This is a genomic window from Streptomyces sp. L7, assembly GCF_050990935.1.
In the GTDB taxonomy this organism is placed as follows: domain Bacteria; phylum Actinomycetota; class Actinomycetes; order Actinomycetales; family Microbacteriaceae; genus Leifsonia.
This window is the reverse complement of record NZ_CP194644.1, coordinates 518,613-537,281: the sequence shown is the minus strand read 5'-3', so window position 1 is coordinate 537,281 and position 18,669 is coordinate 518,613. Positions and strand designations below refer to the sequence as shown.

Genomic DNA, 18,669 nt, shown 5'->3' with positions numbered 1-18,669 from the left:
CGCCCTCCGCGCAATCCCGGACATTCGTCACGAACCTCGTCGAGCCTTGTCGCGACATTCGTGACGAATCGCGCGAATGGCGCGCGCATTCGCGACATTCGGCACGAAGGTCGCCGCAGCGCGGACGCGCGATTCGGCACGAATGTCGCGGAGCTACGCCTCCAGCGCCTGACGCAGGTCGGCGATGATGTCGCGGGCGCTCTCGATGCCGATCGAGAGCCGCACGAGGCCGGGCGTGATCCCGGCCGCCAGCCGCTCCTCCTCGGTGAGCTTGGCGTGGATGGTGCTGCCCAGGTGGATGGCGAGCGTGCGCACGTCGCCGATGTGCGTCATCGGGCTGACCAGGCGCAGCGCGTCGAGGAACCGACGCGCGGCCTCCCTCCCGCCCGCCAGGTCGATCGAGACGATGGAGCCCGCGCCGAGAGGCAGGTATCGCTCCGCGAGCGCGTGAAACGGATCGTCCGCGAGCCCCGGGTAGAACACGCGCGACACCTCGGGCCGCCCGGCCAGGAACTCCGCCACTTCCTGCGCGTTGGCGACGTGTCGGTCCATCCGCACCGACAGCGTCTCGATGCCGTGCAGGAGCAGGAAGGTGCTGAGCGGGGGCACCGTCGGGCCGTACTCCAGCACGATGACCGTGCGCAGGTAGGCCAGGTACGCGCCGGCGCCGAACCGGTCCACGAACGAGGGGACGCCCGGCCGCGGCGGCTCGGTGAGCTGCGGGAAGCGGTCGGCGTGCGCCGACCAGTCGAACCGGCCGCCGTCGACCACCGCGCCGCCGATCACGGAGCCGTGCCCGGACAGCCACTTGGAGGTCGAGTGCACGACGATGTCCGCGCCGTCCTCGATCGGCCGCCAGAGGTACGGCGTCGGCACCGTGTTGTCCACGACGAGCGGGACGCCGGCCGCGTGCGCGATCCCGGCCAGCCGCTCGATGTCGACCACCTGGTTCAGCGGGTTCGGCAGCGTCTCGGTGTACACGGCCTTCGTGTTCGGCCGGAACCGCGTCGCCCACTCCGCGTCCGACGCGTCGTCGTCCACGTACTCGAACGCGATCCCCTGCCGCTTGAGGATGCCGCGGAACATCTCCCGCGTCCCCTCGTACAGCGAGCGGGTGGCGAGGATGTGGTCGCCTGCCTCGGCGAGCCCGTTGATCGCCGCGGCGATGGCGGCCTGCCCGCTGGAGACCACGATCCCGTCGACGCCGCCCTCCAGGTCGGCGATGCGCCGCCCCGCCACCGCGTTGGTCGGGTTGTCGTTGCGCGAGTACGCGCGGAACCCGCTGCGGCCGGCGAAGCGGTCCTCGCCGTCGTCGAAGTCGTCGAAGACGTAGCCGGCGGTCTGGTAGATCGGCGTGACGCGAGCCCGGGTCTCGGCGTCGACCACCGCTCCGGCGTGGATCTGCCGGGTCTCGAAGTCGAGCGGGCGCGAACAGTCGTCAGGCATGCCGACACTGTAGTGACGCGGGCGGGGAGCCGTGCACTTCCCGTTCACTGTTCGTCACGGAGGCACCGTTCGTCACCGACGCCGCTCAGCTCCAGCCGTACAGCGTCCGCAGGGCGGTGCGCACGGTCGCGAACCGGCGGGCGTCGAGCGCGGCGGCCTCCCGGCGCATCCCCGTGCGGTGCACACGGAACACCCGGTCGAGCCTGACGAAGCTCGGCCGGCCCTGGCCGTCCCAGTCGCCCGCGCCGATCGCGAGGTACTCCGGACGCCCGGGGTGCGCCTGGCTGGTAAGCGCGACCGCGATCAGGCTGCCGGAGGGCTCGGCCGCCACCACGAGCACCGGGCGGTCCTTGCCGCGGCCGTCGTCCTCCTCATACGGCACCCACGTCCAGACGATCTCGCCGGGGTCGGGCTCGCCGTCCGTCCTCGGGTTGTAGGAGGTGCGCAGGCCCTTCAGCCGGCGCGGGTCGACCTGGACCGTCGCGTCGACGCCGCCGCGCCCCGGCTCCAGGCGGGGGACGCGGCCGGAGCGGGTGGGCGCGACCCGGAACGCCGGCCGTTCAGTCTTCCGCGCCGCCCGCCGGAACAGTCGCGCGATCGCGTCGAGGAGTCGGCTCACTCGTGGCACGATAGCGGATCCGGGTGAGGCCCAGCGTGAAGCGCAGCGCCAGCGCCAGCAGCAGGGAGACCACGAAGGAACCGATCAGCACGGTGAACCCGGCGATCGCCTGGGCCGTGAACAGGTCGAAGTTGCCGCTGTCCACCATCCCGCCGCCCGCCGCGAACAGCCCGAGGTAGAGGAGGCCGACCATGCTCGCGACCGTCACGATGACGATCAGCGCCATCGACGCGCCGAATCGCGCCCGGGCGGCGAGGTCGACCATCGTGGCGCACGCCACGGCCGCGATCGCGCCGAGCAGCAGCGACCAGCCGACGGTCAGGACCCCGGCGGCGGGCGTGATCGCCACCAGCCCGGAGAATGCGCCGCACAGCGCGCTCACGGTGGTCGGCCGCCGCAACAGCACCCGGTCGACGACCATCCAGGCCAGGCAGCCCCCGGCGGAGGCGACGAAGGCGTTGTTCGCGATCAGGCCGGTGTAGGAGTCCACCGCCCCCTCCGATCCGACGACCAACCCGAGCCAGCCGACCCAGACCAGCGTCCCTCCGATCGCGATGGCCGGGAAGCTGCGCTGCTCCGGAGGCCGGTGCTCGCCCCGGCCGCACGCCAGGATGACGCCCGCCGCCGCCGACCCCGCGGCCACGCCGATGGGCAGCGCTCCCCCGAAGTCGATCACCCCGAGCACGCCGGTCGCCCAGCCGTCGTCCAGCGCGAATACGGCGTAGCCCGCCGGGTACAGCACCAGTACCGACCAGAGCACCGTGAAGACCAGCCACGCGCGCAACGTGATCCGCGAGGCGACGGCGACGCCCACGATCGCGACCGACACCGCTGCCGCCGCGAGGATCGCGCCCGCCCTGGCCACGGTGTAGAGCTCGGGCCGGTGCGAGGCCACGCCGAAGCCGCCGGCGAGGTCGAGCGACGGTGCGCCGAGCATGTGCGCCAGCCACGGCCGTCCGGCGAGCATCCCGTAGCCGCCTGCGACGCCGAGCAGGATGGTCGCCGCCGTGCCGGTCAGGGCGAACTTCATGGCCCGGGAGGTCGTGGAGCTTCCGCCGAGCCCGCCGACGAAGAACGCGAGGCCGAACGGGACGAGCAGCGTCAGCGCCCCGCAGACGAACAGCAGCAGGGTGTCGACCTGCTCGCTCGTCGCGGTCATCCCGCTCCCTTCCGCCTCAATGCAAGCATTACCCTAGCGGCCGCCGGGACGCGGAACGGGGCGCCGCCCGCAGGCGGCACCCCGTTCGCGGATGCTCGTTGGTGCGAGACGGTCAGACCGTCTCGAGCGAGTAGCCCTCCTCGCCGTGCACCACGGTGTCGACGCCGGCCAGCTCGTCCTCGTTCTTGATCCGGAAGCCCATCGTCTTCTGGATGACCCAGCCGATCGCGTAGGCCAGCACGAAGGAGTAGATCAGGACGCTGAACGCGCCGATCGCCTGCGCCCCGAGCTGCACCAGGCTCCCGCCGTACCAGAGGCTGGAGAACGGCTTGGTGGCGTCGCCGCCGATGTGGGTGAACCCGAAGACACCGATCCACAGCGTTCCGATGATGCCGCCGATGAGGTGGATGCCGACCACGTCGAGCGAGTCGTCGAAGCCGAGCTTGAACTTCAGGTCGATCGCGACGGCGCAGACCGCGCCGGCGACCAGGCCGAGCAGGATCGCGAAGCCCGGGGTCAGGATGTTACAGGCCGGGGTGATCGCGACCAGGCCGGCGACCGCTCCCGAGGCCGCACCGATCGAGGTGGGCTTGCCGTCCTTGATCTTCTCGACGATCAGCCAGCCGATGGTCGCGGCGGCCGGGGCGGCGAGGGTGTTGATCCAGGCGATCGCGGCGACGCCGTCGACCGCGGCCTCCGAGCCGGCGTTGAAGCCGAACCAGCCGAACCACAGCAGCGCGGCGCCGAGAAGCGTCAGCGGCACGTTGTGCGGCTTGCTCATGCCCTTCTGGAAGCCGACACGCTTGCCGAGCACCAGGGCCAGGGCGAGGCCCGCCGCACCGGCGTTGATGTGCACCGCGGTGCCGCCGGCGAAGTCGTTCACGTGGAGGATGGAGGCGATCCAGCCCTGCGACAGGTTGAACACCCAGAACGCGACCGGGAAGTACACGATCGTCACCCACACGCCGGCGAAGACCATCCAGGCCCCGAACTTGGCACGGTCGGCGATCGCGCCGGAGATCAGCGCGACGGTGATGATGGCGAAGGTGGCCTGGAACCCGGCGAACGCGAGGCCGCCGAGGTCGGGGGTCATGCCGTCCTTGCCCATCAGGCTGCTGAGGAACCAGTCCGGCGTGCCGAGCACGTGCGGAATGAGCGGCTTGCCGAACGAGAGCCCGTAGCCGTAGACGACCCAGAGCACTCCGACGATGGCCATTGCGCCGAAGCTCATCATCATCATGGAGACGACGCTCTTCGCGCGGACCATGCCGCCGTAGAAGAAGGCGACGCCGGGGGTCATCAGCAGGACGAGGGCGGCGGCGACGAGCAGCCACAGGGAGTTCACGGTCCCTGTCGTTGCGTAGTCCGCTGCTGTGTGCAAAACCATGCGAGTCTCTACCTCTCTATGCGACGCCCTGGGGATGGGTTCGGACTCATCGGAGCCGGGTCGGGCGCTTCGGGGTGGAGCCAGTCTGATCGCGGGAGGTTTCGGCGGCAGGATGCTCGTGTTTCGCGGGTGTTACGCATCCCCGCACTGTGTAAACAGTCTGTTTCGGGGCCGTGCGAATCCCCGGGGCGAGCGTCGGGGAGGATGCCCCGGGGCCGCGCGCTACTCGTCGTGCGGGGGAGCTCGCCCGCGGTGAGGGCGATCATGCGCGACATCGAGCGCAGGTACTTCTTGCGGTATCCGCCCCCCAGCATCTCGTCGTCGAAGACCTCGCTGAGCGGAGTGCCGGTCTGCACGACCGGGATCTCCGCGTCGTACACGCGGTCGATGAACGCCACGAGGCGGAGCGCGGCCATCTGGTCGTGCAGCACGTGCACGTCGGCCAGGCCGATCACGTCGACGCCGTCGAGCATCTTGATGTAGCGCGACGGGTGCACCGTGGCGAGGTGGGAGATGAGCCCGTCGAACGTGTCGCTGGTCGCCGTCTCGCCTCGCGCGGTGAGCGCGGCCAGCACCCGGTCGTACTCCCCGTGTCGACGCTGATCGCGTGCCCGGAGGTGTCGCGGCGGCGGTAGTCGAGGCCGTCGATGCGCAGGGTCTGGAAGTTGGCGGAGAGCGACTGGATCTCGCGCAGGAAGTCGCTCGCCGCGAACCGACCCTCGCCGAGAGCGTTCGGCGGCGTGTTGCTCGTGGCCGCGATCCGCGTTCCGGAGGCGACCAGCTCGCCCAGCATCCGGGTCATCATCATGGTGTCGCCCGGGTCGTCCAGCTCGAACTCGTCGATGCAGATCAGGGTGGAGCCTCGCAGGAGGTCGACCGCGCCCGCGTAGCCGAGCGCGCCGACCAGGGCGGTGTACTCGATGAAGGTGCCGAAGTACTTGGGGCCGGGCGCCTCGTGCCAGAGCGCCGCGAGGAGGTGCGTCTTGCCGACGCCGAAGCCGCCGTCGAGGTAGACGCCCGGCTTCATGGCCTCCACCTTGCGGCGGCTGCGGCTGAACAGGCCGGCGGGGCGCTGCGGCTCCCACGACTTGGCGAACAGCTTCAGCGTGGCGACGGCCTCCGACTGCGACGGGTAGTCGTGGTCCGGCCGGTACGACTCGAAGGTGGCGTGCTCGAACTGCGACGGCGGGACGAGGCTCGCCGCGATCTCGGCGCCGGTGATCGCCGGCGAGCGGTCCGCGAGGCGGGGCAGGGCTCCGGTCGTCTCGATCGTCATGTCTGGATGCGCACCTTAGTGTGAAGAAGTGTTGACGGGACGTTCGTCACCCGCTGCGGGCCGCGTAGCCTGGACTCCTGGCCCGCGATTTCGCAGGCTCCCAGCCTAACCCGGAGGATCAGCAGCATGGCCATCGCCCCCGACCCCTCGACCGACTTCGCCGGCTACGCGCACCCCGAACGGCTGGTGAGCACGGGCTGGCTGGCCGAGCACCTCGGCGAGCCCGGCCTGGTCGTGGTGGAGTCGGACGAGGACATCCTCCTCTACGAAACCGGCCACATCCCCGGCTCGGTCAAGATCGACTGGCACACCGACCTCAACGACCCGGTCGTGCGCGACTACGTCAGCTCAGAGCGGTTCGCCGATCTGCTGGGCGGCAAAGGCATCGCGCGCGACACCACCGTCGTCATCTACGGCGACAAGAACAACTGGTGGGCCGCCTACGCGCTCTGGGTCTTCACGCTGTTCGGCCACGAAGACGTCCGCCTGCTCGACGGCGGCCGGGACAAGTGGATCGCGGAGGGCCGCGAGCTCACCCGCGACGTGCCGGCGCCCGCCCCTGTCGAGTACCCGGTGGTGGAGCGCGACGACCACACCATCCGCGCCTTCAAGGACGACGTGCTCGCCCACCTGGGGCTCGTCCGTTCGGGGGAGGGGCGCTGATCGACGTCCGCTCGCCCGAGGAGTACAGCGGCGAGCGCACCGAGATCCCCGGCTACCCCACCGAGGGCGCTCTGCGCGCCGGCCACATCCCGTCGGCCGCTTCGGTGCCGTGGGCGCGCGCCGCCGCCCCGGACGCGACCTTCAAGCGCCGCGCCGACCTCGAGGCCATCTACCTCGGCGACGCGGGCCTCGCGCCCGGCGACGAGGTGGTGGCGTACTGCCGCATCGGCGAGCGCTCCAGCCACACCTGGTTCGTGCTGACCCACCTGCTCGGCTTCGAGAACGTCCGCAACTACGACGGGTCGTGGACGGAGTGGGGCTCGGCCGTGCGCGTGCCGATCGTGACCGGGACGGAGCCGGGCGAGGTCCCGGCACGCTGACCCCGCAGTCAGCGCGCGAAGGTAGCCTTGAAGGATGACCGCCCTCACCGGCACGCTCGCCGAGATCCGCGACGACTTCCAGGCGCTGGAGCAGAACGACCGCCTGCAGATGCTGCTGGAGTTCTCCGACGAGCTGCCCGACCTCCCGGAGCGCTACCGCGACCACCCCGACCTGCTGGAGCGGGTCGAGGAGTGCCAGGCGCCGGTCTTCATCTTCGTGGAGGTCGACGAGCACGACATCGTCCACCTCTACGTGACAGCCCCCAAGGAAGCCCCCACCACGCGCGGCTTCGCGTCGATCCTGGTCCAGGGCCTCGCCGGGCTCACGGCCGACGAGGTGCTCGCTGTGCCGGACGACTTCCCGAACACCCTCGGCCTCACCCAGGCCGTGTCGCCGCTGCGCATCCGCGGGATGTCGGCGCTGCTCGGGCGCACGAAACGCCAGGTGCGGGCGAAGGCGGCGGCGGCGTAGCGCGGGTCAGCCGCGACTGCAGTCTGCGCAGCGCCTGCTCATGGACGGCCGGCCAGCGCGCCGGGACCGCGAACGAGGGCGACAGCACGGCGACCCGATCCCCGGGCCGGGCCCCGGGCCGGGCCGCGGGCGGCACGACCGGAGGGTGCGTTCCGCTCACGCCAGCTCGTCCAGCCACTCCCGGACGACCGAGGTCCACTTCGCCTCGTCGTGGTTCCACAGCTTGGTGTGCAGCGCGACCGTGAACGGCACGAACGTCACGATGTCGCTGCGCGCCGCGGCGAGAGCGCGAGAGGCGGTGTCGGGCACGAAGCCGTCGTCCTGACTGTGCAGGATGAGCATCGGGAGGCTGAGGTCCGCCGCCCGCGCCACGAAGTCCATGCTGCGCAGGTCGATCGGTGCGCCCAGGCCGGTGATGGGGCCGCTCCAGGTGGAGGCGATCAGCCGCATCGCGCCCTGTGCGATCGCGTCGGGGAGGCGCAGCATGTTCGCCTGGAACTCGAGCGTGTCGATCCAGTCGACCACCGGCGACTCAAGGATCACGCCGTCGACCAGGTCGAGGTTCTGCGACCGCGTGACCGTCTGCAGCACGACCGCTCCGCCCATCGACCAGCCCATGAGCACGATCGAACGGGCGCCGCGGTCCGCCGCGTACCGGATCGCGGCGTCGATGTCCCGCCATTCGGTGCCGCCGAGGCCGTACCGGCGGTCGGCGCTCTCCGGCGCGTCGCCGTCGTTGCGGTAGGAGGCCAGGAGGCTCGTGTATCCGGCGGCGTGGAACGTCGGCACCGCGCGCAGGCCCTCCTGCCGGGTCGCGCCCCAGCCGTGCACCTGGATGACCCACCGGTCGCCCGACGCGGAGTCGTCGGCCGGGAACACCCAGGCCGGCGCCTGCCCCAGGTCCGTCTCGATCGCCACGCTCTCCACCGGGAGCCCGAGCTCCTCCGGCTCCAGGTAGTAGTACCCGCTGATCCGCGCCCGCCCGGGCCCGAACTCGCCGAAGTGGACGCGCTCCAGTTCGCGCACGACGCTGCCGTCCGTGGTCTCGAGGAGACCGCCGAGCTTCGCGTAGCCCGACTCGGACCCGAACCACAGTCCGAAGCGTCCGGGCATCGCCGCATCCGGGGTGCGCTTGAGCGTGATGGTGCCGAGCGCCTCATCCACGCCGTGCACGAACTCGCGGTGCGGTCGGCGACGGACGGGTGTGATCACCGTCCGGGCCACCCGCGCCACCGCGTAGGCGGCGGACGCCGCCGCGACCAGCGCGAGTCCCCCGGCGATGGTCGCGCCGACACCGATCGCCTTCCCGAGTGCCCGGTTCCCGCCCGATCCGCTGCGCGTGCTCGCCATGCCCGACAGCGTAGCCGTGCCCGTGCGCCGCCGCCTTCAGGAGTTCGCCAGGCGGCGTGCCTTACTGTCGCGAGCCCCCGAACCCTTCTAGTGTTCGTAGCGTGTCGACACCCACTTCGACCCCGCCGCACCTGCCCGGGGACCCGCACCAGCCCAGGGAGCCGCACCTGCCCAGAGAATATGCGGCGGCGCTGGAGTCCATCCGCGCCGCGAAGGCGCGCCCCGAGCTCGTGATCACGGAGATCCCGGCCCCCGCGCAACTCGCGCCGTACTCGATCGCGCTGGCCGCTGACGTGCGGCCCGCCCGGCACGGCGACGACTCGGACCTCGGCACCGGACGCTTCATCCTGCTCTACGACCCGGACGAGCCGGAGGCGTGGGGCGGCCCGTTCCGCATCGTCTGCTTCGCGCAGGCGCCGCTGGAGACCGACATCGGGCTCGACCCCTTCCTCGCCGACGTCGCGTGGTCGTGGCTGGTCGACGCGCTCGACGCACGCCACGCCAAATACACCGCCGCCAGCGGCACCGCGACCAAGATCATCTCCACCGGCTTCGGCGAGCTCGCTGCCCAGGGGGACGGCGCCCAGATCGAGCTGCGTGCCTCCTGGAGCCCGCTGGAGACCGACATCGCCGCCCACGTGGAGGGCTGGGGCGAGCTGCTGTGCATGCTGGCCGGCCTGCCGCCGACGGGCGAAGGGGTGAGCCTGCTGAGCACGAGACGGACACCGCGTGGCTGATCACACCGTCATCGACACCCGCGACGGCTACCACCGGGCCCTCGACCAGATCGTCGCCGGCGACGGACCGATCGCGGTGGACGCCGAGCGGGCGAGCGGCTTCCGCTACTCGCAGCGGGCGTACCTCATCCAGATGTTCCGGCGCGGCTCGGGCACCTTCCTGTTCGATCCGCCGGCGATCGGCCGGTTCGACGAGCTCAACGAGGCGATCGCGGGCGATGAGTGGGTGCTGCACGCCGCCACCCAGGATCTCACCTGCTTGCGGGAGGTCGGCCTCGACCCGGTCAGCATCTTCGACACCGAGCTGGCCGCGCGCCTGCTCGGGATGCCGCGCGTCGGGCTCGGGACCGTCGTGGAGGAGCTGCTCGGCATCCACCTCGCCAAGGAGCACAGCGCCGCCGACTGGTCGACGCGTCCGCTTCCCGAACCGTGGCTGGACTACGCCGCCCTCGACGTCGAGCTGCTGCCGGACCTCCGCGACGCCATCGCCGGTCTGCTGGTGGAGGCCGGCAAGAGCGACATCGCCCGGCAGGAGTTCGCCGACGAGCTCACCCGCGAGCTGGTCGTGACGCGGCACGAGCCGTGGCGGCGGCTGTCCGGCATCCACTCCATCCGCGGCATCCGAAACCTCGCCGTCGCGCGCGAGCTGTGGCTGAGCCGGGACGCGCTCGCCCAGCAGCTCGACGTCGCGCCCGGCCGGCTCGTCCCCGACGCCTCCCTGACCGCCGCCGCCAAGGCGATGCCGGACTCCAAGCGCGCCCTCGCCGCCATGCGCGAGTTCACCGGCCGCGCCAGCAGGACCGAACTCGACCGCTGGTGGGCCGCCATCGAGGCAGGCCGCTCCACCGACGACCTGCCCGTCCTGCGCGGCAGCGGCGACAGCCTCCCTCCGCCCCGGGCGTGGGCCGACCGCAACCCGGACGCCGACGCCCGGCTCAAGGCCGCGCGCGCCGCCCTGAGCACGCTCGCCGAGGAGCTCGCGCTCCCACTGGAGAACCTGCTCACTCCCGACACGCTGCGCCGCGTCGCGTGGACGCCGCCGGCCGACATCACGCCGTCGACCGTCGCCGACGCGCTCGCCGAGCACGGCGCCCGGCGCTGGCAGATTGAGGCAACCTCACAGGCGATCGCCCAGGCCTTTGTGGAAAGCACCCAAACGCCCGGCGACGCGTCCGAAGCCGCTTCGTAGAAAGAATCAAACGATTCCACTCCGGCGTCGGGGCCTCCTTAGGATCGTCAGCGACCTGATTTGGGAGGCACTGTGGCCGATAGAACGGAAGTCGTGTTCGTCGACGGAGTCCGTACTCCGTTTGGACGTGCGGGCGAAAAAGGGCAGTACTGGAACACCCGCGCGGACGACCTCGTCGTCAAGGCCATGATCGGCCTGCTGGAGCGGAATCCGAACGTGCCCAAGGAGCGCATCGACGATGTCGCCATCGCGGCGACGACGCAGCAGGGCGACCAGGGACTCACCCTGGGCCGCACGGCGGCGCTGCTCGCCGGGCTGCCGAAGTCGGTGCCCGGTTTCGCGATCGACCGGATGTGCGCCGGCGCCATGACCAGCGTCACCACGCTCGGCTCCGGCATCGCGTTCGGCAGCTACGACCTGGTGATCGCCGGCGGCGTCGAGCACATGGGACGGCACCCGATGGGCTTCGGGGCCGACCCGAACCCGCGCTTCCTGTCCGAGCGCATGGTCGCCGAGGACGCGCTCAACATGGGCATGACCGCGGAGCGCATCCACGACCGGTTCCCCGCGCTCACCAAGGAGCGCTCCGACCGGTTCGCCCTCGGCAGCCAGCAGAAGACCGCCGCTGCGTACGCCGCGGGCAAGCTGCAGCCGGACCTCGTACCGGTCGCCATCCGCTCGGAGCAGGGCTGGGGCCTGGCCACGCAGGACGAGGGCATGCGCCCCGAGACCACGATGGCCGGCCTCGCCACGCTGAAGACCCCGTTCCGCCCGCACGGCCGGGTGACCGCGGGCAACGCGTCGCCGCTCACAGACGGCGCCACCGCCAGCCTGCTGGCGTCCTCCGACGCCGTGAAGGAGTTCGGCCTGAAGCCGAAGATGCGCATGGTCAGCTTCGCGTTCGCGGGCGTCGAGCCGGAGATCATGGGCATCGGCCCGGTGCCGTCGACGGAGAAGGCGCTCCGCAAGGCAGGCCTCACGATCGAGGACATCGGTCTGTTCGAGCTGAACGAGGCGTTCGCCATCCAGGTGCTGTCGTTCCTCGACCACTTCGGCATCGACGACCAGGACCCGCGCGTCAACAAGTGGGGCGGCGCGATCGCGATCGGCCACCCGCTCGCTGCGAGCGGCGTCCGCCTGATGATCCAGCTCGCCCGCCAGTTCGAGGAGCACCCGGAGGTCCGCTACGGCCTCACCGCGATGTGCGTCGGCCTCGGCCAGGGCGGAACCGTGATCTGGGAGAACCCCCACTACAGCAAGCGCGCGGCGAAGAAGGGCTGAGCACCAGTGACCGACTACAGCACCATCGACTTCTCCCCCTCGTCGAGCTCACCTCCGACGAGGTCGTCACCCACTCCTTCGTGAAGGACGTGCCGCTGCCCAGCGGCAAGACCCTCGCGCTGGTCACCCTCGACAACGGCCGCGATCACACCCGCCCCAACACGATGGGCCCTGCCACGCTCCTGGAGCTCGGCCGGACCTTCGACGCCCTGACCGAGCGCGCCGCGCGCGGCGAGATCGACGCGGTCGCCGTCACCGGCAAGCCGTTCATCCTCGCGGCGGGCGCCGACCTCAGCCGCGTGGGCGACATCCCGAGCGTGGAGGTCGCCAAGCTGCTCCCCCAGCTCGGCCACTACGTGCTCGGCAAGCAGGCGACCTTCGGCGTCCCGTCGTTCGTGTTCACGAACGGCCTCGCGCTGGGCGGCGGCGTCGAGATCGGCCTGAACGCCGACTACCGCACCATCGACCGCAACGCGGCCGCGTTCGCGCTGCCCGAGGTGTTCCTCGGCCTGATCCCGGGCTGGGGCGGCGCGACCATCCTGCCGAACCTGATCGGCATCGAGAACGCGCTCAAGCTCGTCGTCGAGAACCCGCTCAAGCAGAACCGGATGCTGAAGCCGCAGGAGGTCTTCGAGCTCGGGATCGCCGACGCGATCTTCGACTCGGCGACGTTCCTGGAGGACTCCCTGCTCTGGGCCGACAAGGTGCTCACCGGCACCGTCGAGGTCAAGCGCCCGAACGTGCCCGGCAAGGTCGAGCGCATGGTCAAGTGGGACGCCGCCATCGGCATCGCCCGCAAGATGCTCGAGAGCCGCATCGGCACCGTCCCGAAGTCGCCGTACAAGGCGCTGGAGCTGCTGAAGGCCGCCAAGTCGAACGACCGCGCGGCAGGCTTCGAGCTGGAGGACGACGCTCTCGCCGAGCTGATCTCGGGCGACCAGTTCCAGGCCAGCATCTACGCCTTCAACCTGGTCCAGAAGCGCGCCAAGCGGCCCGCCGGCGCCCCGGACAAGGCGCTGGCCAAGAGGGTCACCAAGATCGGCGTCATCGGCGCCGGTTACATGGCCAGCCAGTTCGCGCTGCTGTTCGTGCGCCGGCTGCGGGTGCCCGTGGTGATCACCGACCTGGACCAGGCGCACGTCGACAAGGGCGTGGCGTACATCCACGACGAGATCGGCAAGCTCCAGGAGAAGGGCCGCATCTCCCCCGACGAGGCCAACCGTCTCCGCGCCCTGGTGACCGGCACGACGGACAAGGCCGACTTCGCCGACTGCGACTGGGTCATCGAGGCCGTCTTCGAGGAGCTGACCGTCAAGCAGGACGTCTTCGCGGAGGTCGAGCAGTACCTCTCCGACGAGGCCGTGCTGGCGACCAACACCTCCTCCCTGTCGGTGGAGCAGATCGGCGCGAAGCTGAAGCACCCCGAGCGCCTGGTCGGCTTCCACTTCTTCACCCCGGTGGCCGTCATGCCGCTGATCGAGGTCGTGAAGACGCCGCAGACGGACGACGCGACGCTGTCCACCGCGATGGTCACGGCGGCGGCGCTCAAGAAGAACGCCGTCATCACCGCCGACACCCCCGGCTTCGTGGTGAACCGGGTGCTCGCGAAGATCCTCGGCGAGGCGATGCACGCCGTGGACGACGGCACCCCGTTCGAGACGGTGGACAAGGCGTTCGCGCCGCTGGGCCTGCCGATGGCGCCCTCCGTGCTGCTCGACCTGGTCGGTCTGAAGGTCGGGGCGCATGTCCTCGACACGCACCACGCGGCCTTCCCCGACCGGTTCTACCGCAGCGAGAACCTGCACCGCCTCGCGGAGCACGGCACGCTGCTCGAGAAGGACTCCAAGGGCAAGGTGAAGGGCCTCGACAAGGGAGCGGCCAAGATCCTCTCCGGCGGCAAGAGCCCGTGGACCGAGCAGGACATCCTGCGCCGGCTCGAGGACGGCCTGGCCGACGAGATCCACCGCATGCTCGTGGACGACCATGTGGTCGAGGCGCCGGAGGACATCGACCTCTGCATGATCCTCGGCGCGGGCTTCCCGTTCCAGATGGGCGGCATCACGCCGTACCTCGACCGGGTCGGCGCCTCGGAGCGCGTCTTCGGGGACACCTTCCAGCACCCGCCCGTCCGCGGCGTCACCGCCCCTGTGGAGGCCGCCGCCTAACCCGCGAGTACGCAGAAACTCCGGCCGAAACCGCCGAGTACGCAGATTTTTCGCGTACTCGGCGGTTTCGTTTTTTCACCCGAGACGGGTCTTGACCGACTCGAACGGGGCTCGTTAGCGTTCATATATCTCACTGGTGTGCGACGTTGGGGGCTCCGTGACGGATCAGAAGGCAGTGCCGCAGACCGGGATGTCCGCTCCGGTGAAACTCTCGATGCTCACCATGACGGGCATGGTCGTGGGCAGCATGGTCGGGGCGGGCGTCTTCTCGCTCCCCCGACGCTTCGCGCAGGAGACCGGCGTCGCCGGCGCGCTCATCGCGTGGACGATCGCGGGCGTCGGCATGCTGATGCTCGCGTTCGTCTTCCAGCTGCTGGCCAACCGCAAGCCCACGCTCGACGCCGGTGTCTACGCGTACGCCAAGGCCGGGTTCGGCGAGTACCTCGGCTTCTTCTCCGCGTTCGGCTACTGGGCCAGCGCCTCCGTCGGCCTGGTCTTCTACTGGGTCTTCATCATGTCCACCATCGGCGCGGTGGTCCCGGCGTTCGGCGACGGCGACACCATCCTCGCCATCGCGATCTCCTCGGCGGCGCTGTGGGGCTTCTTCCTGCTCATCCGCCGCGGCATCAAGGAGGCGGCGGCGATCAACCGCATCGTCACGGTCGCCAAGGTCGTGCCGATCATCGTGTTCATCCTGCTGGCGCTCTTCGTGCTCAAGCCGGACGTGTTCGCGGCCAACTGGGGCGGCGCCGACTACGCCGGCTCGCTGTTCGACCAGGTTCGCAACACCATGCTGGTCACCGTCTTCGTGTTCCTCGGCGTGGAGGGCGCCAGCACCTACTCGCGTCACGCGAAGCGCCGCCAGGACGTGGGCCGCGCCACCATCCTCGGCTTCGTGAGCGTGTTCGCCGTGTTCGCCTCGGTCACGATCGTCTCCTACGGCGTGCTTCCGATGGGCGAGATCGCGAAGCTCCGCCAGCCGTCGATGGCCGGCGTGCTGGAGGCGGCCGTCGGTCCCTGGGGCGCCTGGTTCGTCAGCATCGGCCTCATCGTGTCCGTGCTCGGCGCCTACCTCGCCTGGTCGCTGATGGCGGCCGAGGTGCTGTTCGTGGCCGCCAAGGACCACGACATGCCGCGCTTCCTCGCCCGGTCGAACAGCCAGGACGTGCCCACCGCTGCGCTGCTGCTCACAGCCCTGTTCGTTCAGGCGGTCCTGGTCATCATCTACTTCGCCAACGACGCGCTGAACCTGGCCCTCGACCTGACCAGTGCGCTCACGCTCATCCCGTTCTTCCTGGCCGCGCTGTACGCGCTCAAACTCGTGACGACGCGGGAGACCTATGTGCAGGAGCCGCGCGGCTGGGGGCGGGATCTGGTCGTGACGATCCTCGCGACGATCTACACGGCCTTCCTGCTGTTCGCGGCGGGCCTCACCTTCGTGCTGCTCTCGTTCATCATCTATGCCCCGGCGACCATCCTGTTCGTCATGGTCAGGCGCGAGCAGGGCAGGAGACTCTTCAGCGGCCGCGAGCTCATCATCTTCGCCGTCTCGGTGCTCGGCGCGATCATGGGCATCGTCGCGCTCTCGGTCGGCTGGATCAGCCTGTGACGACGCCCGAACGCTTTCCGTCGAACACCAATCACGCACGACACGTAAGGGGAACACTGTGACCGACACGACATTCGGCGTCCACTCGGAGGTCGGCCGGCTCCGGCGCGTGCTCGTCGCCTCGCCCGGGCTGGCGCACCACCGGCTGACGCCGACGAACGCCGACGACCTGCTCTTCGACGACGTGATGTGGGTCGAGAACGCCAAGCGCGACCATGCCGCGTTCGTCGCCGACCTGCGCTCCAACGGGGTCGAGGTGCTGGAGCTGCACCGCGTGCTCGCCGAGACCGTCGCGCAGCCGGAAGCGCGGGCGTGGCTGCTCGATCGCAAGGTCGTCCCGAACGAGGTCGGCCTCGGGCTCGTGGAGGGAACGCGGGCCTTCCTGGAATCCCTGCCCGCGGAGCGCCTGGCCGAGTTCCTGATCGGCGGCCTCTCCACCGCGGACCTCCCCGAGGACTACCGCACCGGCTACCTCGCGCTCGCCCGCGAGTCGATCGGCGTGCGCGAGTACCTGATGCCACCGCTGCCGAACACGCTGTACACCCGCGACACCACGTCGTGGATCTACGGTGGCGTCACCCTCAACCCGCTCTACTGGCCGGCTCGCCACGACGAGACCCTGCTGATGAAGGCCATCTACCTGTTCCATCCCGAGTTCGCGGGCGCGCGCGTCTGGTGGGGCGACCCGGAGCTCGACTGGGGCCAGGCGACCCTCGAGGGCGGCGACGTGATGCCCGTGGGCAATGGCGCCGTGCTCATCGGGATGAGCGAGCGCAGCTCGCGGCAGGCGATCACGCAGACGGCGGCCGCCCTGTTCGCGGCCGGCGCGGCCGAGCAGGTCATCGTCGCCGGTATGCCGAAGCTGCGTTCGGCCATGCACCTGGACACCGTGTTCACCTTCGTCGACCGCGACCTGGTCACGCTGTACCCGGCGATCATGGACCGCGTGCACACCTTCACGCTCCGCCCGGGCACCGGCGGGAATCCCGTCGACGTCATCGACGAGGACGGTCGCGCGTTCGTGGACGTCGTCGCCGGAGCGCTGAATCTGCCCCGCCTCCGGGTGATCGAGACGGCGGGCGACAACTACGAGACCGAGCGCCAGCAGTGGGACAGCGGAAACAACGCGGTCGCGCTCCGCCCCGGCGTCGTCTACGCCTACGACCGCAACACCGCCACCAACGACGCCCTGCGCCGCGCGGGAGTGGAGGTCATCCCGATCGTCGGCGCCGAGCTCGGCCGCGGCCGCGGCGGCGGCCACTGCATGACCTGCCCGCTGCTGCGCGACCCGGTCGACTTCTGACCGCTCTCGTCGTGCCGCCGCCGCCGCTCAGACGTCGGCGGCGCAGCGGAAGCCGATGTGAGTGGTCGCGGTGTCGTCCGCCTGCGGCGAGCGCGCCGCCGGCCGGAAGCGCAGGCAGTAGTCGGGCGAGCACAGGTAGGAGCCGCCCTTCAGCACCCGGCGCGGGATGCGCGATCCGGGCTCGGCGCTGGTGGAGGCGAGCAGGTCGACGCGCGCCCCGGCGTCCACGGCCTCCTCGCCGGGCACGACGTGGCGGGGCACGTAGTAATCGCTCGTCCACTCCCAGGTGTTGCCGATGAAGTCGTAGAGCCCGTAGCCGTTCGCCGGGTACGAACCGACCGGTGCCGTCGTCGCGCCGAACCGGCCGCGGTTGTCGTAGGGGAAGCTCCCGATCCACGAGTTCGCCTGCTCCACGCCGCCCGGGTAGGCCTCGTCGCCCCACGCGAAGCGCGCCCCGTCCACCCCGCCGCGCGCCGCGAACTCGTGCTCGGCCTCCGTGGGGAGCCGCTTGCCCGCCCACGCGGCGTAGGCGGAGGCGTCTTCGAACGAGACCTGCACGACCGGATGGTCCATCCGGTCCTCGATGCCCGACTCCGGGCCCTCGGGATGCCGCCAGCGCGCGCCCGGCTCCCACCGCCACCACTGCCGCCAGTCGCGGAGGTCCACCGGCCCGGCGGTCGCGGTGAACACCAGCGAACCCGGCACCAGGTCCTGCGGGGCGACCCCGGGATAGTCGGCCGGGTCCATCGGGCGCTCGGCCACGGTCACATAACCGGTTGCGTCCACGAACCGGGCGAAGTCCGCGTTGGTGACGGCGTAGCGGTCGATGAGGTAGTCGCCGACCGTGCGTGCGTGGACAGGCTGCTCGTCGGGATAGAACTCGACGCTCCCCATCAGGAAGGTCCCGCCGTCGATGTGCACCATGTCGTCCACGGGGCAACGCTACCGCTCTGCGGGCGCCCCGTTCACCAGCACCAGATCGAGGTACCCCCGCAGGGCCGCGGCGGCGTCGATCCGCTCCGGGTCGTAGAGCCACTGGAGCTGGATGCCCTCCCACAGGGCCACCACCGTCGCCGCGGCAAGCGCCGGGTCCACACCGTGGCGGAGACGCCCGGACGCGGCGAGCGCGGCGAACTCGCGTTCGTAGGATTCCTGCATCCCCGCATACCGGGCGAGGAAGTAGCCGTGTCCCGGATGCTCGGCGCGGGTGGCCTCCGCAGCGAGGATGCTGTAGAGCGCGATGAGCCCGGGGATGCCCTCGTTCCGCCGGGCCTGGGCGACGATCGTGTCGGGGAACCGGAGGTCGTCGTCGGGGCGACCGCCCGACGTGTCGAGTTCACCGCCCCGCTCGTCGCGGCGGGCCAGCACCGCGAGGAGCAGATCCTCCTTGCCGCCGAAGTGGTGCTGGAGCGTGCTCAGCCCGATGCCGGCCGCGGCCGCGATCTCGCGCAGCGAGCTGCCGTGGTAGCCACGCGTGGCGAACACCCGGTACGCCTCGTCCACGATCTGCTGCCGGCGCTCGGCCGACTTCGCGTATGGGCCGCGCCGGCGCGCGGGTTGCCCGGGCTCGGCTCCGCCCATGCCCACCTCCAAATTAGGTCAGTTGAACAATTTTCGACTACGGTCGATGCTA

At 70.7% G+C, this 18,669-nt stretch carries 16 protein-coding genes and 1 pseudogene; 8 read left to right on the top strand and 9 right to left on the bottom strand.

Going from position 1 to position 18,669, the window contains the following annotated elements:
* Nucleotides 1-153: 153 nt before the first annotated feature.
* The 6 genes from ACR5MH_RS02640 to zapE (ACR5MH_RS02615) form a co-directional block, all read right to left on the bottom strand.
* Complete coding sequence (locus ACR5MH_RS02640; protein ID WP_431350091.1) at nt 154-1,446, bottom strand: O-acetylhomoserine aminocarboxypropyltransferase/cysteine synthase family protein; 1,293 nt, start codon at nt 1,444-1,446, stop codon at nt 154-156.
* An 85-nt stretch (nt 1,447-1,531) separates the two neighbouring features.
* On the bottom strand, nt 1,532-1,957 hold the full coding sequence (locus tag ACR5MH_RS02635) for a type II toxin-antitoxin system PemK/MazF family toxin (protein WP_433862593.1): 426 nt from the start codon (nt 1,955-1,957) through the stop codon (nt 1,532-1,534).
* A gap of 49 nt (nt 1,958-2,006) precedes the next feature.
* Nucleotides 2,007-3,224: an ammonium transporter gene (locus ACR5MH_RS02630; protein ID WP_431350093.1), complete on the bottom strand. Its 1,218-nt coding sequence runs from the start codon at nt 3,222-3,224 to the stop codon at nt 2,007-2,009.
* A gap of 112 nt (nt 3,225-3,336) precedes the next feature.
* The gene (locus ACR5MH_RS02625) at nt 3,337-4,569 is read right to left on the bottom strand and encodes an ammonium transporter (RefSeq protein WP_433862252.1); all 1,233 of its coding nucleotides are present in this window, start codon (nt 4,567-4,569) and stop codon (nt 3,337-3,339) included.
* 50 nt (nt 4,570-4,619) lie between these two features.
* Nucleotides 4,620-5,126: an AFG1/ZapE family ATPase gene (zapE, locus tag ACR5MH_RS02620; protein ID WP_433862592.1), complete on the bottom strand. Its 507-nt coding sequence runs from the start codon at nt 5,124-5,126 to the stop codon at nt 4,620-4,622.
* The gene (zapE, locus tag ACR5MH_RS02615; RefSeq protein ID WP_433862251.1) at nt 5,063-5,887 is read right to left on the bottom strand and encodes a cell division protein ZapE; all 825 of its coding nucleotides are present in this window, start codon (nt 5,885-5,887) and stop codon (nt 5,063-5,065) included. The genes zapE (ACR5MH_RS02620) and zapE (ACR5MH_RS02615) overlap by 64 nt, the downstream gene beginning before the upstream one ends.
* Nucleotides 5,888-6,013: 126 nt before the next feature.
* Between zapE (ACR5MH_RS02615) and ACR5MH_RS02610 the strand changes: the two are divergent.
* Both ACR5MH_RS02610 and ACR5MH_RS02605 read left to right on the top strand, forming a co-directional pair.
* Nucleotides 6,014-6,930: pseudogene (locus ACR5MH_RS02610) on the top strand (sulfurtransferase).
* A gap of 34 nt (nt 6,931-6,964) precedes the next feature.
* The gene (locus ACR5MH_RS02605) at nt 6,965-7,402 is read left to right on the top strand and encodes a SufE family protein (protein WP_431350095.1); all 438 of its coding nucleotides are present in this window, start codon (nt 6,965-6,967) and stop codon (nt 7,400-7,402) included.
* 156 nt (nt 7,403-7,558) lie between these two features.
* On the opposite strand, the gene ACR5MH_RS02600 is transcribed toward ACR5MH_RS02605, so the two are convergent.
* Entirely contained in the window at nt 7,559-8,752 is a 1,194-nt protein-coding gene (locus ACR5MH_RS02600; protein WP_433862250.1) for an alpha/beta hydrolase family protein, read from the bottom strand.
* 101 nt (nt 8,753-8,853) lie between these two features.
* Between ACR5MH_RS02600 and ACR5MH_RS02595 the strand changes: the two genes are divergently transcribed.
* The 6 genes from ACR5MH_RS02595 (at nt 8,854) to ACR5MH_RS02570 (ending at nt 17,036) form a co-directional block, all read left to right on the top strand.
* Nucleotides 8,854-9,489 carry a DUF3000 domain-containing protein gene (locus ACR5MH_RS02595; RefSeq protein ID WP_433862249.1) on the top strand — a complete coding sequence of 212 codons (636 nt, stop codon included), beginning with the start codon at nt 8,854-8,856 and terminating at the stop codon, nt 9,487-9,489.
* Complete coding sequence (locus ACR5MH_RS02590; protein WP_433862248.1) at nt 9,482-10,678, top strand: HRDC domain-containing protein; 1,197 nt, start codon at nt 9,482-9,484, stop codon at nt 10,676-10,678. Before ACR5MH_RS02595 ends, ACR5MH_RS02590 begins: the two co-directional genes overlap by 8 nt.
* 72 nt (nt 10,679-10,750) lie before the next feature.
* Nucleotides 10,751-11,959, top strand: a complete 1,209-nt coding sequence (locus ACR5MH_RS02585; RefSeq protein WP_431350097.1) for a thiolase family protein — start codon at nt 10,751-10,753, stop codon at nt 11,957-11,959.
* Nucleotides 11,956-14,124, top strand: coding sequence for a 3-hydroxyacyl-CoA dehydrogenase NAD-binding domain-containing protein (locus ACR5MH_RS02580; protein ID WP_433862591.1), 2,169 nt, complete (start codon nt 11,956-11,958; stop codon nt 14,122-14,124). The genes ACR5MH_RS02585 and ACR5MH_RS02580 overlap by 4 nt, the downstream gene beginning before the upstream one ends.
* A 190-nt stretch (nt 14,125-14,314) precedes the next feature.
* On the top strand, nt 14,315-15,733 hold the full coding sequence (locus ACR5MH_RS02575; RefSeq protein WP_433862590.1) for a basic amino acid/polyamine antiporter: 1,419 nt from the start codon (nt 14,315-14,317) through the stop codon (nt 15,731-15,733).
* Between the two features lie 58 nt (nt 15,734-15,791).
* A complete protein-coding gene (locus tag ACR5MH_RS02570; protein WP_431350099.1) occupies nt 15,792-17,036 on the top strand; it encodes an arginine deiminase in 1,245 nt (414 codons plus the stop codon).
* Between the two features lie 27 nt (nt 17,037-17,063).
* Here the strand turns inward: ACR5MH_RS02570 and ACR5MH_RS02565 are convergent, their stop codons facing one another.
* Together ACR5MH_RS02565 and ACR5MH_RS02560 are read right to left on the bottom strand one after the other, a co-directional pair.
* Nucleotides 17,064-17,960, bottom strand: coding sequence for a formylglycine-generating enzyme family protein (locus tag ACR5MH_RS02565; RefSeq protein WP_431350154.1), 897 nt, complete (start codon nt 17,958-17,960; stop codon nt 17,064-17,066).
* An 18-nt stretch (nt 17,961-17,978) separates the two neighbouring features.
* A complete protein-coding gene (locus tag ACR5MH_RS02560) occupies nt 17,979-18,617 on the bottom strand; it encodes a TetR/AcrR family transcriptional regulator (RefSeq protein WP_431350100.1) in 639 nt (212 codons plus the stop codon).
* Nucleotides 18,618-18,669 lie beyond the last annotated feature (52 nt).